This is a genomic window from Rothia kristinae (assembly GCF_016028855.1).
GTDB classification, from domain to species: domain Bacteria; phylum Actinomycetota; class Actinomycetes; order Actinomycetales; family Micrococcaceae; genus Rothia; species Rothia kristinae.
Genome location: NZ_CP065738.1, coordinates 353,003 through 367,529, shown reverse-complemented (window position 1 = coordinate 367,529; position 14,527 = coordinate 353,003). Strand labels below are relative to the sequence as shown.

At 72.3% G+C, this 14,527-nt stretch carries 14 protein-coding genes, 2 tRNA genes and 1 pseudogene; 7 read left to right on the top strand and 10 right to left on the bottom strand.

Features of this window, described 5'->3' with window-relative positions; all coding sequences use genetic code 11:
* Window positions 1–26: 26 nt before the first annotated feature.
* The 6 genes from I6G21_RS01655 to I6G21_RS01630 all read left to right on the top strand — a co-directional run bounded on the left by I6G21_RS01655 (window position 27) and on the right by I6G21_RS01630 (window position 3,917).
* A tRNA-Thr gene (locus I6G21_RS01655) sits at window positions 27–98 on the top strand.
* Window positions 99–153: 55 nt separating this feature from the next.
* A tRNA-Met gene (locus I6G21_RS01650) sits at window positions 154–227 on the top strand.
* A 134-nt stretch (window positions 228–361) separates the two neighbouring features.
* Window positions 362–829 (top strand): FAS1-like dehydratase domain-containing protein, encoded by a 468-nt coding sequence (locus I6G21_RS01645; protein ID WP_129357759.1) that lies wholly within the window; start codon window positions 362–364, stop codon window positions 827–829.
* Entirely contained in the window at window positions 826–1,287 is a 462-nt protein-coding gene (locus I6G21_RS01640; RefSeq protein ID WP_058731146.1) for a MaoC family dehydratase, read from the top strand. The genes I6G21_RS01645 and I6G21_RS01640 overlap by 4 nt, the downstream gene beginning before the upstream one ends.
* A gap of 181 nt (window positions 1,288–1,468) precedes the next feature.
* A complete protein-coding gene (locus I6G21_RS01635; RefSeq protein WP_100464470.1) occupies window positions 1,469–2,716 on the top strand; it encodes an MFS transporter in 1,248 nt (415 codons plus the stop codon).
* A gap of 109 nt (window positions 2,717–2,825) precedes the next feature.
* The gene (locus I6G21_RS01630; protein ID WP_129357760.1) at window positions 2,826–3,917 is read left to right on the top strand and encodes a UDP-N-acetylmuramate dehydrogenase; all 1,092 of its coding nucleotides are present in this window, start codon (window positions 2,826–2,828) and stop codon (window positions 3,915–3,917) included.
* Window positions 3,918–3,996: 79 nt separating this feature from the next.
* On the opposite strand, the gene dhaM is transcribed toward I6G21_RS01630, so the two are convergent.
* The 3 genes from dhaM to dhaK form a co-directional block, all read right to left on the bottom strand.
* Window positions 3,997–4,401 carry a dihydroxyacetone kinase phosphoryl donor subunit DhaM gene (gene dhaM / locus I6G21_RS01625; RefSeq protein ID WP_058731143.1) on the bottom strand — a complete coding sequence of 135 codons (405 nt, stop codon included), beginning with the start codon at window positions 4,399–4,401 and terminating at the stop codon, window positions 3,997–3,999.
* Entirely contained in the window at window positions 4,398–5,009 is a 612-nt protein-coding gene (dhaL, locus tag I6G21_RS01620) for a dihydroxyacetone kinase subunit DhaL (RefSeq protein WP_196826217.1), read from the bottom strand. Before dhaL ends, dhaM begins: the two co-directional genes overlap by 4 nt.
* Before the next feature lie 135 nt (window positions 5,010–5,144).
* The gene (gene dhaK / locus I6G21_RS01615; RefSeq protein ID WP_058731141.1) at window positions 5,145–6,131 is read right to left on the bottom strand and encodes a dihydroxyacetone kinase subunit DhaK; all 987 of its coding nucleotides are present in this window, start codon (window positions 6,129–6,131) and stop codon (window positions 5,145–5,147) included.
* A gap of 145 nt (window positions 6,132–6,276) precedes the next feature.
* Between dhaK and I6G21_RS01610 the strand changes: the two genes are divergently transcribed.
* Window positions 6,277–6,807, top strand: a complete 531-nt coding sequence (locus I6G21_RS01610; protein ID WP_129357761.1) for a PGPGW domain-containing protein — start codon at window positions 6,277–6,279, stop codon at window positions 6,805–6,807.
* Between the two features lie 121 nt (window positions 6,808–6,928).
* Here I6G21_RS01610 and I6G21_RS01605 read toward each other — a convergent pair whose 3' ends face one another.
* The 7 genes and pseudogenes from I6G21_RS01605 to mshD form a co-directional block, all read right to left on the bottom strand.
* The gene (locus I6G21_RS01605) at window positions 6,929–7,342 is read right to left on the bottom strand and encodes a GNAT family N-acetyltransferase (protein WP_129357762.1); all 414 of its coding nucleotides are present in this window, start codon (window positions 7,340–7,342) and stop codon (window positions 6,929–6,931) included.
* Window positions 7,343–7,471: 129 nt separating this feature from the next.
* A complete protein-coding gene (gene asd, locus I6G21_RS01600; protein ID WP_129357763.1) occupies window positions 7,472–8,611 on the bottom strand; it encodes an aspartate-semialdehyde dehydrogenase in 1,140 nt (379 codons plus the stop codon).
* Between the two features lie 144 nt (window positions 8,612–8,755).
* Window positions 8,756–9,337, bottom strand: a complete 582-nt coding sequence (locus I6G21_RS01595; protein ID WP_081046210.1) for a dihydrofolate reductase — start codon at window positions 9,335–9,337, stop codon at window positions 8,756–8,758.
* Window positions 9,334–10,164 carry a thymidylate synthase gene (locus I6G21_RS01590; RefSeq protein ID WP_100464466.1) on the bottom strand — a complete coding sequence of 277 codons (831 nt, stop codon included), beginning with the start codon at window positions 10,162–10,164 and terminating at the stop codon, window positions 9,334–9,336. The genes I6G21_RS01595 and I6G21_RS01590 overlap by 4 nt, the downstream gene beginning before the upstream one ends.
* The gene (locus tag I6G21_RS01585) at window positions 10,157–11,095 is read right to left on the bottom strand and encodes an NUDIX hydrolase (RefSeq protein WP_058730696.1); all 939 of its coding nucleotides are present in this window, start codon (window positions 11,093–11,095) and stop codon (window positions 10,157–10,159) included. Before I6G21_RS01585 ends, I6G21_RS01590 begins: the two co-directional genes overlap by 8 nt.
* 96 nt (window positions 11,096–11,191) lie before the next feature.
* The gene (locus I6G21_RS01580) at window positions 11,192–13,456 is read right to left on the bottom strand and encodes an RNA degradosome polyphosphate kinase (protein ID WP_375542949.1); all 2,265 of its coding nucleotides are present in this window, start codon (window positions 13,454–13,456) and stop codon (window positions 11,192–11,194) included.
* A 30-nt stretch (window positions 13,457–13,486) separates the two neighbouring features.
* Window positions 13,487–14,425 (bottom strand): annotated as a pseudogene (gene mshD, locus I6G21_RS10575) (mycothiol synthase); the annotation flags it as partial.
* Window positions 14,426–14,527 lie beyond the last annotated feature (102 nt).

The window sequence follows — 14,527 nt, the reverse complement described above, 5'->3', positions numbered from 1 at the left end:
ACCGGTCTGTATAGTCTTATGTCGTTGCCCCGATAGCTCAGTGGTAGAGCGCCATCTTGGTAAGATGGAGGTCCCGGGATCGATTCCCGGTCGGGGCTCTCATGATGAGGGCCCGCGCACGGCTGAGGCCGCGCGCGGGCGCTTCACATGTATGGCGGTGTAGCTCAGCTGGTTAGAGCGCACGACTCATAATCGTGAGGTCGACGGATCGAGCCCGTCCACCGCTACCTACAGAAGGACCTCCGTCCCCGCGGCCATCGCCGCGGCGGACGGGGGTCCTTCTCTCATCCCCGGTCCGGGAGCGGGAACGGGCGCGGGGGATAGGCTGGGGAGCGCCCCCATCCCGACCACGAGGAGAGCCATGCCCGAGCAGCAGCCGGGCCTCGCCGCAGACCTCGCCGGGCGCGTCTACGAGGACGCCCCCGCCTACCAGGTCTCCCGCGAGGCGATCCGCGCCTTCGCCCGCGCGGTGCACGCCGAGCACCCCGCCCACACAGACGTCGACGCCGCCCGGGCGCTCGGGCACCCGGATCTCGTCGCCCCGCCGACCTACGCCGTCGTGATCGCCCAGGCCGCCGACGCCCAGCTGATCCAGGACCCCACCGCAGGCATCGACTTCTCCCGGGTGGTCCACGCCGACCAGCGCTTCACCCACCACCGGCCCATCGTGGCCGGGGACGAGCTGCGCGCCGTCGTGCATGTGGACGCGGTGCGCGCCCTGGGAACCGGGGCCGTGATCACGACCCGCGAGGAGATCGCCGACGCGCAGGGAGCCCCGGTGTGCACCGCGGTGTCCTCCCTGCTGGTGCGAGGGGAGGAGCAGGCATGAGCAGGCCGCAGTTCGATGACCTGGAGAAGGGCCAGCAGATCGGGACTCGAGAGATCCCGCTGACCCGGGCGGATCTGATCCGCTACGCCGGCGCCTCCGGGGACTTCAACCCGATCCACTGGAACCAGCGCTTCGCCGAGGCCGTGGGGCTTCCCGGGGTGATCGCCCACGGGATGCTCACCATGGGGGCGGCGGTGCAGCTGGTCACCGACTGGGCGCAGGACCCGGCGGCGATCGTGGACTACCAGACCCGCTTCACCAAGCCCGTGCCCGTGCCCGATGCCGAGGGGGCGGCCAGCCCCGAGACCGGCGGCACCGTGCTGGCCGTGTCCGGGAAGATCGGCGCGCTGGATCCGCAGGCGCGCACGGCCCGGGTGGATCTGACCGTCACCGCCCCGGACGCCGAGGGCACCGCGCAGAAGGTGCTGGTCAAGGCCCAGGCGGTCGTCGCCCTCTGAGACCCGGCGCCGCCGCCGGGAACAGCCCTGCCGCGCCCGGAGGCATCCCGCGGCGTTCGGGCTCCTGCCCCGGCCCCTCCGGAGGGGTACGCCCTCTCCGGGAGGGGCGCCGCCTCGTCATCGCAACACCTGCCGCCGGATCCGCACCGGATCCGCTCTCGTGCGTCGCCAGGAGGAGACCATGATCACCCGCACCACCGGGCGCCGCCCCGTGACCGACCGCGCCTGGCTCTTCGCTGTGCTCGGGATCTACCTGGCCAGCGGCCTGTCCATCTCCGCGTGGCTCGTGCGCGTCCCGGCGATCGCCCAGCAGCTGCACCTCAGCGCCGGCCCGCTCGGGCTGCTGCTGCTCGCGCAGACCCTCGGGGCGTTTCTGTCGGTGTCCGCCTCCGGGATGGTGGTCATGCGCCTGGGGGCCCAGCGGACCCTGTGGATCACCTTCGCGCTGATGATGCTCGGCGGGCTGGGCCTGGCCTACGCCGTGTCGGTGCTGGGCTCGGTGACGCTGGCCGGCATCGGGCTGGGGCTGTTCGGCCTCGGGCAGGCCACCTACTCGGTGGCCGCGAACGTGCAGGGCGCGGCCGTGGAGCGGGCCCTGGGCAAGCAGCGCATGCCCCTGATGCACGGCTGCTTCTCGGTCGGCACGGTGATCGGCTCGATCGTCGGCACCGCGATGACGGCCCTGGGCGTGTCCGTGGCCGCGCACATGACAGCGGTCTACGCCGTCGTGATCGTGCTGGTGGTGGTGGGCATGGCCTTCACTCGCACCGAGTCCGAGGATGTGCGCCCGGCGACCACCGGGATCATGGCCATCGTGGACCCGGAGGCCGTGCCGGGCAGGTTCTCGGTGCGCCACGCGTGGATGGAGAAGCGCACCGTGCTGCTCGGGGTGTTCGTGCTGGGCATGGCCCTGGCCGAGGGCTCCGCGAACGACTGGGTCGCGCTGGCCCTGACCCACGGCTACGGCGCCTCCGACTCCGTGGGGGCCGTGGGCTACGGGCTGTTCGTCACCGCGATGACCTCCGGGCGGCTGCTGGGCACGGGGCTGCTCAACGCCTACGGGCGGGTGCGGGTCATGCGGATCGCGTGTGTGCTGGCCGTGGTGGGGTTGGGCACCTTCGTGCTGTCCCCATGGCTGTGGCTGGGCATGGGCGCGATCTTCGTGTGGGGTCTGGGGGCGGCCCTGGGGTTCCCGGTGGGCATGTCCGCCGCGGCGGACAATCCGATGAAGGCCTCCGCGCGGGTCTCGGTGGTCTCCACCGTCGGCTACGGCGCGTTCCTCGGCGGCCCGCCGATCCTGGGTCTGCTCGGGGAGGCGCTGGGGGTGCGCCAGGGGCTGTCCGTGGTCCTGGTGCTCGTCGTCGTGTCCTTCCTTCTGGTCCCGCAGCTGGCCACCCCGGAGGAGGAGCGGGTGCACCGGCTCAGCTGAGTCCGTCTCGTCGGTGCTGCCCGAGCCGCCCGCGTCCCGGCGGGCACCGTGCGGGCACGGCACGGGTGCCGGGCCTGGCGGCTGACGACCCGCGGCTAGACTGGGCCGGGTGAGCGAGACCCTTCTGAGCGAACTGACCACCCTCGGCGTCGGCGGCCCGGCCCGCACCTACGTGCGTGCGCGCACCGAGCAGGAGATCATCGACGCCCTGATCGCGGCCGATGACGCCGGGGATCAGGTGCTGATCTTAGGCGGTGGGTCCAACCTGGTGGTCGGCGACGACGGCTTCGACGGCACCGTGGTGCACACCGCGAGCACCGGCGTCACCGTGCGCCGCGCCGAGGACGGACGCAGCGCGCGCCTGAGTGCCGAGGCCGGGGAGGACTGGGACGGCCTGGTGGCCCGCAGCCTCGAGGAGGGCCTGTCCGGGCTGGAGACCCTCTCCGGGATCCCCGGCACCGTCGGGGCCACCCCGGTGCAGAACGTCGGCGCGTACGGCACGGAGATCTCCCAGCACTTCGCTTCCGCCCGGCTGTGGGACCGGGTCGAACGGCGCGTGGAGGTCTTCGACCGGCAGCGGATGGCCTTCGCCTACCGGGACTCCGCGCTGAAGCGGGAGATGCTCGGGCCCTCCCCGCGCTGGGCGGTGCTGCAGGTGAGCTTCGATCTGGAGGTCCGCGGGGACTCCGCGCCCCTGCGCTACGCGGAGCTGGCCCGGAGCCTGGGCACCGAGGCCGGTGAGCGGGTCCCGGCGTCCCGCGTGCGCGAGGCCGTGTTGCGTCTGCGCGCCGGCAAGGGCATGGTCCTGGACCCGGCGGACCGCGACACGCACTCCACCGGCTCCTTCTTCACCAACCCCATCATCCCGGCCGACGCCGGGGCGGACCTGCCGGCCGATGCCCCGCGCTACCCGGTGCTGGACGCCGACGGCGCGGTGGACGAGTCCCTGACCAAGCTCTCCGCGGCCTGGCTGATCCAGCACGCGGGCTTCGACAAGGGCTACGGGCTGGAGGGGGAGTCCGCGGCCGTCGCCGGCGGCCGGGCCGCCCTGTCCACCAAGCACACCCTGGCCATCACCAACCGCGGGCAGGCCACCGCCGCCGACGTCGTGGCAGTGGCCCGCGCGGTGCGCGAGGGCGTCCAGCGGGAGTTCGGGGTGCGCCTGGAGGCCGAGCCCGTGGTGGTCGGCACCCGGATCTGACGGGACCCCGCCGGACCCCGCAGGCCTCGCAGGTGAGGCGGGGCGCGGCCGGGGCGGCCCGGGTGGCCGCCCCGGTGCGTCAGCCCAGGTGCTTCTCCTTGGGGCGCAGGCCGCCGCGGGCCTCGGAATCCACGCGGTCCAGGTCCCCGCCGGAAGCGGCCGTGACGGCCGCGACCACCAGGCCCTCCACCAGCGGGGCGGGGGACAGGCGGGTGCGCTCGGCCAGCTCCGGCTCGAGCATCTCCACGGCCATCTCGGCGGACATCACGGCCGAGCCGAGGTCCATCAGGACCACGACCCCGTCTCCGGAATCGGCCCGCTGCACGGCCTCCACGATCTTCGCGGCGTCGGTGCCCAGCCCGCCGTCCTCCGTGCCGGCCGCCAGCTCCAGGGCCGGCGGATTCTTGGCGACCATCTGCAGGGCGAGCTCCCGGGCCGCCTCGGCCAGCGGCGCGGAGTGAGAGGCGATGACGATCCCGATCATGCCAGCACCTCCCGTGCGGCGCGCACCAGCAGCACGGCCGACGCCGCCCCGGGATCGCGATGGCCCTTGGCCCGCTCGCCCAGGTAGCTGGCCCGGCCCTTGGTCGGCACCATGTCCTCGGTCGCGGCGGCCCCTTCCTCGGCGGCCCGCTGCGCGGCCTCCAGGGCGGGACCCAGCCCGTCCCCACTCTTCTCGGTCAGGGCCCGGGAGGCGGGCAGCAACGCATCGAGCATCGTCGCCTCGCCCTCCTGGGACTTCCCCCGCTCGGCTGTGCCCTCGGCCCCGGCCTCGAAGGCCGCGGCGAAGGCCGACGCCGGATCCTGCCCGGCATCGTAGGCCTTCGCGAAGCGCAGGAAGAACGTCCCGTACAGGGGGCCGGAGGCCCCGCCCACGGTGGAGACCAGGGTCATCCCGACCTTCTTCAGGTACGCCGCGGCGTCGTCGAAATCCGCGGAGCCCAGGCGGGCCGCGGCGGCGAAGCCGCGATCCATGTTGGCCCCGTGATCGGAGTCCCCGATCGCGGCGTCCAGCTCGGTCAGCTCCTCGGCGTGCTCGTGCATCAGCGCGGCGGCGCGCTCGACCCATGTGGCGGCATCGGCGGTATCCATGCTTCTCCTCGCATCCGTCCGGGAACGGGGTGACATCCGAGGCGGCCTCCCGGACTCGGGCCGCGGCGGACGGGGTATCGGGGCTGGGACGGGCCGAGAATCGGCCCGGCTCCCGGGCGGCATCGTCCGGGAGTCTCAGGCTCCCCAGCGCAGCGAGGGGGTGTCCACGGGGGAATCCCACAGGCGCAGCAGGTCGTCATCGGCGGGCATCAGGGTCAGGGAGCAGCCGGCCATGTCCAGGCTGGTGATGTAGTCGCCCACCAGCACGCGGGCGACCTCCACCTCGTGCTCGGCCAGGACCTTCGCGACCTCGCCGTACATCAGGTACAGCTCGGACAGGGGAGTGGCGCCCATGCCGTTGAGCATCGCGATGACGGGCTGGCCCGAGGGGATCTCGGCGAGTACGGGCTCGGTGAGCTTCCGGGCGATTTCCGCGGCGGGGGCCATCGGCTCACGGGAGCGACCGGGTTCGCCGTGGATCCCGACGCCCAGCTCCAGCTCATCCTCACCCAGCTGGAAAGACGGCTTCCCGTGGGCGGGCAGCGTGCCGGAGGTCAGGGCCGCCCCCATCGAGCGGCAGGACTCGGCGGCCTTCCGGGCGACGGCCACGACGCCGTCCAGGTCCCGACCCTCGGCGGCCGCGGCCCCGGCCAGGCGCTCCACGAACACCGTGCCGCCGACCCCTCGGCGACCGGCCGTGAAGGAGGAGTCCTCCACCGCGACGTCGTCGGCCACGATCACGGATTCCACTCGGGTGTCCTCTGCCAGCTCCGCGGCCATGTCGAAGTTCATGACGTCGCCGGTGTAGTTCTTCACGATGTGCAGCACCCCGGCGCCGGTGTCAGCGGCTTCGGTGGCGGCCTGGATCTGGTCCGGGACGGGAGAGGTGAAGACCTCCCCGCACACCGCGGCGTCGAGCATCCCGGGGCCGACGAAGCCGGCGTGCAGGGGCTCGTGTCCGGAGCCGCCGCCGGAGACGACGCCGACCTTGCCCTCCTGAATGCTCGAGCGCAGGACCAGGCGTTGCTCGGCGTCCACGCGGTGGGTGGTGGGATGCGCGGCGGCGAATCCGGTGAGGAAATCGCGGACCACGTCGGCGGGATCGTTGATGAGCTTCTTCATACCGCCATCACACCACCGGCCGCCGACGCGGACAAGGACCTGAGCGGAGTGTTTCCGGTGCGTTCCCGGAGAATGCGAGGAGAATCGATCCGCCGGCGGTCCGGGCCATGGATTCCCGGGGGACCAGGCCGTAGGATGCCGACTGATGGCATCATCCACTGCAGCCCGTACGCACCCGAGCACCGCCTCCGCCGAGGCGGCCGTCGGGGTGCGCGCCCAGCCCACCTCCTCCCTGGAGCGGGAGATCGAGCAGGGCCAGCGCGAAGGGCGCGTGCACCGCGCCCTGGGGCGCTTCAAGGCCTTCACCCATCGCCACCCGGTGCTGCGCTTCGTCCACAAGGCCCTGGTGACCCTGGTCGGCGGGGTGATCGTGCTGGCCGGCGTCGTCATGCTGGTGACCCCCGGGCCGGGGTGGCTGGCGATCTTCCTGGGGCTGGGCGTGCTGGCCACCGAGTACCCGATCGTGCACCGGTTCAACCAGTGGGCCAAGGCCAAGGTGCTGGCCGTGTGGCACCGGATCCAGGCGCGGCGGGCCGAGCGTCGGGCGGCGAAGGCCCAGCGCAGGCTGCGGCGGGCCGAGCGCCGCGCCGAGGCCAAGGCCCGGCAGGCGCGCATCAAGGCCGCCTGGCACTCCCGCCACTGCTGCGCCCCGCACCGCCCGGCCGCCCGCGCCTGAGCCTCCCCCACCCTCCCCTCCGTGCCCGTGTGGGAGGGATTCCGGTGTTAGGGAGTGTTCTTGTGCCTGCCGAACGTCGAAACCCCTCCCGCAACGTCTGGGCGCGAGCCGGGAACGCAGTTCAGCGCTGCAGCGTGAGGGTCGTCAGCCCCATCTCCGAGGTGGCGCGGAAGCCCAGCGAACGGTAGAGATCGATGACCCGCTGATTCTCCGCCGCGTCGTCCGTGGTGATGTAGATCTGGCGGATACCCGCGCAGGCCTGCAGCGCCCGGCCCAGCAGCGCCCTCCCGATGCCGCGGCCCTGATGCTCGGGCAGCACCAGCAGATCCTGGATGCAGGCGACGGTGGCGCCGTCGCCGACCATCCGGACCAACCCCACCAGTCGGTCCTCGTCCCACGCGCTGAGCACCAGCCAGGCCCCGTCGATCATCGGGTCGAACAGCTCGGGCTCACGGGTGTAGGCCGACCAGCCGACGGCGTCGTACAGGCGGATCAGCTCGGCGCGCTCCAGCGCCCGGGTGGCGCAGATGTCCATTCCCTCACCCTATCCGCCGCCCGCGACCTCTCTGCACGTGTTTGGGAGGGGTTTCGGTGTTCGGGAGGCACGAGGACGCTCCTAGACGCCGAAACCCCTCCCAAAGCCGGGTCGGGGGCGGGCCGCGCGTCAGCGGGTGCCGACGGCGATTTTCAGCATCCGTCGCACCGGTTCGGCCGCGCCCCACAGCAGCTGATCCCCCACGGTGAAGGCGGAGATGTACTCCGGACCCATCGCCAGCTTGCGCACGCGCCCCACCGGGATCCGCAGGGAGCCGGAGGCCGCCACCGGCGTCAGGTCGCGGATCGTGTCCTCCTTGGTGTTGGGCACCACGTGCGCCCACTCGTTGTCCTCGTCGATGATCCGCTCGATCTCCTCCACCGACAGATCCTCGGTGAGCTTCATCGTCAGGGCCTGGGCGTGGGAGCGCATCGTCGCGATCCGCACGCACAGCCCGTCCATGACCACCCGGTCATCGCCGTCCAGGCCCAGGATCTTGTTGGTCTCGGCATCCGCCTTCCACTCCTCGCGGGACTGCCCGTTGCCCAGATCCGCGTCGATCCACGGGATCAGGGAGCCGGCCAGCGGCACCTCGAACTGGGTGGTGTCCAGCTCACCGGAGCGCTGCATCGCCAGCACCCTCCGGTCCACCTCCAGGATCGCCGACGCCGGATCGGACAGCTCCTGCGCGACGGTCCCGGCGACGTCGCGGAACCCGGCCAGCACCTCGCGCATGTGCCGGGCCCCGCCGCCGGAGGCCGCCTGGTAGGTCATCGCGGTGCTCCACTGCACCAGCCCGCGGCGGAACAGTCCGCCCAGGCCCATCAGCAGGCAGGACACGGTGCAGTTGCCGCCGATGAAGTCCCGGATCCCGGCCTCCAGGGCCCGGTCGATGACGTCCCTGTTCACCGGATCCAGCACGATCACGGAGTCCGGCTCCTGGCGCAGGGTCGAGGCGGCGTCGATCCACAGCCCGTCCCACCCGCGTTCGCGCAGCTTCCCGTGCACGGCCTTCGTGTAATCCCCGCCCTGGGTGGTGACGATGACCGGCAGCAGCGCCAGCTCGTCCAGGTCGTGGGCGTCCTGCAGGGTGCTGGGCTCCTCGGCGCCGCGGAAGGTCGGCGCGGGGGAGCCGGCGGCGGAGGTGGAGAAGAACACGGGGGTGAAGTCCGCGAAGTCCCCCTCCTGCTCCAGGCGCTGCATCAGCACGGAGCCGACCATGCCGCGCCAGCCGACGAATCCTACGGGATCTCCAGGGTGGAAAGTCATGGGCCCCAGTCTACGGAAGATGCCCCGCCGGGTGGGGGCCGCGCCGCGGTGGCCGGGCGTTTCGGAAGCGGTCGGCGGGTTGCGAAGCGGTGAGGCCGCTCCACAACCCGCCGACCGCTCCCCAAACGGCCGCGGAGCGTGAGCTCAGCGGGTGGCCTCCAGGAAGCGATAGGGCAGCGCCGCGGGGGACAGGGCGCCGTCGGGACCGGCCACTCGGGCCTTCGGGTCGACGCCGGAGCCCAGTTCCCGCACGGACCACTCCGGGCCCAGCTGCGGGGCGCGGGCGTCTCCGGGCACCTCGGCGTCCAGCTGCGTGACCAGCACCCGGGACACCCGGCCCCCGCGCACCACCGGAAGGTCCTCGGCCCCCAGCGCCCGGTCGTACAGGGACGCCCCGCCGAGCAGCCAGATCCGCTCCGACCCACTGGGCGCCTCGGCGGCGACCCGCAGGGCCTCGGGCAGATCGCGGACCCACCGGGCGCCGTCGTGCTCCCCGGGGGAGACGGTACGCGAGAGCACGATGTTGGTCCGCCCCGGCAGGGGGCGGAACCGCTGCGGGAAGGACTGCCAGGTGGCCCGGCCCATGATGACCGGATAGCCCATCGTGCGCTCGCGGAAGAACGCGAAGTCCGCGGGACAGTGCCACGGCATCCCCCCGTCCCGTCCGATCACCTCTCCGGCGGCCTGCGCCCAGATCGCCGCCAGCTCGGGGCCCACCCCGCTCATACGGCGATCGGCGCCTTGATCGTCGGGTGCGGGTCGTAGCCCACCAGCTCGAAGTCCTCGTACTCGTAGGCATCCAGGGAGTCGCGGTGCCGGAACCGCAGCTGAGGGTACGGGCGCGGCTCGCGGCTCAGCTGCTCGGCCACCTGCTCCCGGTGGTTGTCGTAGATGTGGCAGTCCCCGCCGGACCACACGAACTCCCCGGGCTCCAGACCCACCTGATCGGCGACCAGCAGGGTCAGCAGCGCGTAGGAGGCGATGTTGAACGGCACCCCTAGGAACATGTCCGCGGAGCGCTGGTACAGCTGGCAGGACAGCCGGTGCGGCGCCCCGGAGGCATCCGGAACCACGTAGAACTGGAACAGCGCGTGGCACGGGGGCAGGGCCATGTCCTCCACCTCGGCCGGGTTCCACGCGGAGACCACGTGCCGGCGGGAGAACGGGTTCTCCCGGAGGGAGCGGATCACCTGGGCGATCTGGTCGATGTGCCCGCCCGACGGCGTGGGCCAGGAGCGCCACTGCACCCCGTAGACCGGGCCCAGCTCGCCGTCCTCATCGGCCCACTCGTCCCAGATGCTCACCCCGCGCTCCTGCAGCCAGCGCACGTTGGAGGAGCCGCGCAGGAACCACAGCAGCTCCAGGGCCACGGATTTGAAGTGCACCCGCTTGGTGGTCAGCAGCGGGAAGGACGCGGCCAGGTCGAAGCGCATCTGCCGGCCGAACACCCCGGTGGTCCCGGTGCCGGTGCGGTCCGGACGGTGGGTGCCGTGGGCGAGGATGTCGCGCAGCAGGTCCTCGTAGGGCGTGGGGATCGACGTCGTCTCAGTCATCGCTGGGCTTCACCTGCTCCAGGGAGACGACGCGGCCTCGGTGCTTCCGGCTCACATTGAGCACGATCATCTCCCCGGGGCTCAGGTACGGGTCCTCGGTGGGCAGCTGGGCGCGCAGCGCCTTGGGCAGGTGTCGATCCACCACGGCCAGCACCGTGGGCAGCACCGGCCGGTGCGTGCACACCACGGTGGAGGTCCCGGACTCGAACACGGCCTCCATCAGCTTCTCCACCTTCCCCGGTTTGCGGGAGTGCTCAGCCTCGGTCAGGCGCTTCTTCTCCTTGATCGCCAGGCCCTCGGCCTTCGCGTACCCGGCGACCGTCTGCATGCAGCGCACCCACGGACTGGAGATGACCTTCTGCGGCTTCCACGCCGCCAGCAGCTTCCCCACGGCCACCGCCTGGCGCTTGCCGGTCGCGGCCAGGGGCCGATCGCCCTCGGCCCGGGACCACGACGAGCGCGGCTTGGCCTTCGCGTGGCGCACCACGATCACGGCGCGGGTGCGCAGGTCCTGCGCCTCGTGCAGGGCCACCAGCCGGTCCAGGGGCTCGGTGTCCGTGGCGTTGGTCAGCAGGTCCCGGGCCTGCTCCGGGGTGACCCAGCGCAGCTCGTCCACCTCGCCGCCGTCCTGGTGGGCCTGGGCGGAGGCGGGCACGTGCGCGGCCCAGTAGTGCACGTCCTTGCGGCCCTGCTTGACCTGGTAGGTGGTCACCGCCAGGGGGGCGCCCAGGGTGATGCTCAGGCCCACCTCCTCGGCGACCTCCCGGATCGCGGTCTGCGGCACGGATTCGCCGTCGTCGCGCTTGCCCTTGGGCCAGGACCAGTCGTCGTACTTGGGGCGGTGGATGATCAGGACCTCCAGCACGCCCTCGCGCTCGCGCCAGCACAGGGCGCCGGCGGCGACGACGGCGGGGAAAGAGGGCTTGGACATGATCGGGGAGCTTCCTTCGGGTGAGGGGATCGATGACGGCTGCGCGCGCACTGGGGCCCCGACGCGCCGGGGCGGCGGGACCCGCGGGAGGCTGGCTCAGCCTCGGGAGGAGGAGCCCTGCCGGGCCCGGGACTCCAGGTAGTGGCTCTGCACATCCATCAGCGGGCGCCCCTGGGCGTCCAGCGCGTGGCGGGTCCACACGCCGTCGCCGTCCAGGTGCCAGGTGGAGGTGCGCTCGGAGAGGTAGAGGTCGAACAGGGTCAGCAGGTACTCCACGTGCACCGGGTCCTTGATCCGCACCAGCGCCTCCACGCGCCGATCCAGGTTCCGGTGCATCATGTCCGCGGAGCCGATGTAGACCACCGGCTTGCCGCCGTTGGCGAAGGTGAACACCCGCGAGTGCTCCAGGAACCGGCCCAGCACGGAGCGCACCGTGATGTTCTCGGACAGTCCCGGCACGCCCGGGCGCAGCGCGCAGATCCCGCGCACGACGACGTCCACGCGCACCCCGGCCTGCGAGGCCCGGTACAGGGAGTCGATGATCGCCTCATCGACCATGGAGTTGCACTTGATCTGGATCTTCGCGGCCAGCCCGGCCCGCTGGTGGGCGATCTCCCGGTTGATCCGGTCGATCAGGCCCGAGCGCAGCGAGCGCGGGGCCACCAGCAGGGACTTGAAGGTGGTCTTCGGGGCGTACCCGGAGAGCTGGTTGAACAGCCGGGAGACGTCCTCACCGATCTGCGCATCGCAGGTCAGCAGGCCGAGGTCCTCATAGAACCGGGCGGTGGAGGGGTGGTAGTTGCCGGTGCCGATGTGGCAGTACCGGCGCAGCCCGTCGGCCTCCCGGCGCACCACCAGGGACAGCTTGCAGTGGGTCTTCAGCCCGACGATGCCGTAGACCACGTGCACCCCGGCCTCCTCGAGCTTGCGGGCCCAGGAGATGTTGGCCTGCTCGTCGAAGCGCGCCTTGATCTCCACCAGGGCCAGCACCTGCTTGCCGGCCTCCGCGGCCTCGATCAGGGCGTCCACGATGGGGGAGTCCCCGGAGGTGCGGTACAGGGTCTGCTTGATCGCCATGACGTTCGGGTCCGCCGCGGCCTGCTCCAGGAAGGCCTGGACGCTGGTGGCGAAGGAGTCGTACGGGTGGTGCAGCAGCACGTCGTGGTCCCGGGTCGCGGCGAACACGTCCGCGGCCTTGGCGGTCTCCGCGGCGTTGAGGAAGCGGCTGGTGTGGGCCACATAGGTGGGGTAGTGCAGCCGGGGCCGGTTGACCTTGACGATGTTGGACACCCCGCGCAGGTCCAGCGGGGCGGGCAGCTGGTACACCTCGGACTCGTCGATGCGCAGCTCCGAGACCAGCAGGTCCAGGATCGCGGGGTTGATGGAGTCCTCCACCTCCAGGCGCACGGGCGGGCCGAAGCGTCGGCGCAGCAGCTCCTTCTCCAGGGCCTTCAGGAGGTTCTCGGCGTCATCCTCCTCGACCTCCAGGTCCTCGTTGCGGGTCACCCGGAACACATGGTGCTCCACGACCTCCATGCCGGGGAACAGCTGGTCCAGGTGCTGGGCGATGACGGTCTCCAGCGGGATGAACCGGGCCGGGCGGGAGGAGGAGTTGGTGGTCTTGGGCCCGTCCACGGAGATCATCCGGGTCAGCTGGTCCGGGACCTTGACGCGGGCGAACAGCTCCTTGCCGGTCTGCGGGTTGCGCACGATGACGGCGAGGTTCAGGGCCAGCCCGGAGATGTACGGGAAGGGGTGGGCCGGGTCCACGGCCAGCGGGGTGAGGATCGGGAAGACCCGCTCCTGGAACTCGGCGGACAGCCGCTGCCGGGCCTCCTCCTCCAGGTCCTCCCAGCCGACGATGAACAGGTTCTCCTCCTCCAGGCGGGGCAGCACCTGCTCATGGAAGACCTGCGCGTGGCGCTGCTGCAGCCGGTGGGCGGATTCGGAGATCTCCTCCATCTGCTCCTCCGGGGTCAGCCCGGCCGCGGAGGGCACGGCGATGCCGGTGGCGATGCGCCGCTTGAGCCCGGCGACCCGGACCATGAAGAACTCGTCCAGGTTGGAGGCGACGATGGAGAGGAAGTTCAGCCGCTCCAGCAGGTAGAGGTTCGGGTCCTCGGCCAGCTCCAGCACCCGGGTGTTGAAGTCCAGCCAGGAGGTCTCCCGGTCCAGGAAGCGCTCCGAGCCGAAGTCCCCCTGCAGCAGCGGGGTGGAGAAGTGCTCGGGCTCGTCGATGCGGTCCCCGCGGGTCTCGGCGCGCTCGATCTTGGCGATGTCGGAGATCTCGGCCGGGCGGGTGAGGTTCGCGCTCGGGGCGGGGGCGGCGTCGTCCTGCCCGGCGGGCCCGGGGGCGTACATCGTGTCCACGTCCCACGGGACGAAGCCCAGGGAGCGGTACAGGCTCACCGCCGGGGCGTTGTCCGCGTCCACGTACAGGACGATGGCGGCCAGCGGCTCCTCCTGCGCGTCCTCGCCGGTGCCCAGGCGCGCCAGCCAGTCCATGCCGGCCAAGGTCAGGGCCTTGCCCAGCCCGGTGCCCTGCGCGTCCGGGGCCACGCCGACGGCGTAGACCTCGCCCTCGCGCGGGCCCTGCTGATCGGTCTCGATCTTGGTCCAGTGGAAGCCCAGCAGCCCGGAGCCGCCGTCGGCGCCTTCGGAGGTCCCGGCGAGGAAGAAGCCCTCGGGGCGGAACCAGTCCTCGGCGGTGCGGGCGTCCAGGTCCGCGCGGGTCAGGCGGCCCTGCTCGGGGTGCTCGGCGAAGGCCTGGGCGTTCAGGCGCAGCCAGGCCTCGGCGTCCTCGGGGGTCCAGGTGCGCAGGTGCACCGGGGCGGCGGGCTCATGGGCGGCGGCCTGCTCGGCGATCGAGCGGCGGGCGGCATCGGTGAGCTCCAGGCGCATCTTCCACAGCTCGCGCACCGCGTGCAGCCCGAGGTCCTTGGCCAGCTGCACGGCGGCCAGGGGCGCGGAGTACTCCCGGGAGTCCCCGGCCAGCCCCGAGCCGTGCACCCAGGCGCGGTAGCGGGGCAGGTCCTCGCCGAGGCCCTCCTCGCCCAGGGCGGTCTCCAGCAGGGCCCGGCCGAGCCCGGCGCCGCGTCGATCGGGGGCGACGACGGCCTCCAGCGTACCGGTGGACTCCTCGTCCTGCGGGTCCGGGGCGGTGGCCACGGCCGCGGCGAGCGCCTGCCCGTCCTCCTCGGCGATGACCAGCAGGATCCGCTCGGCGTCGTCGCGGGCGGCCCGGCGCAGCTGCACGAGGGTCTGCTCGGTGAAGGGGGCGGCGCCGTCGTGCTCGCGGGCCTGCTCGGCCAGGCGCTCGACGGCGCGCACGCGCTCGGGAGTCGGGGCGAGGACCGCGGGGTGCGGCTGCCCGCTGGGGGTCTGGGAGGGGTTCTGGGTGTGCAGCTCGGCGGAAGTAGACACGTGGACGTT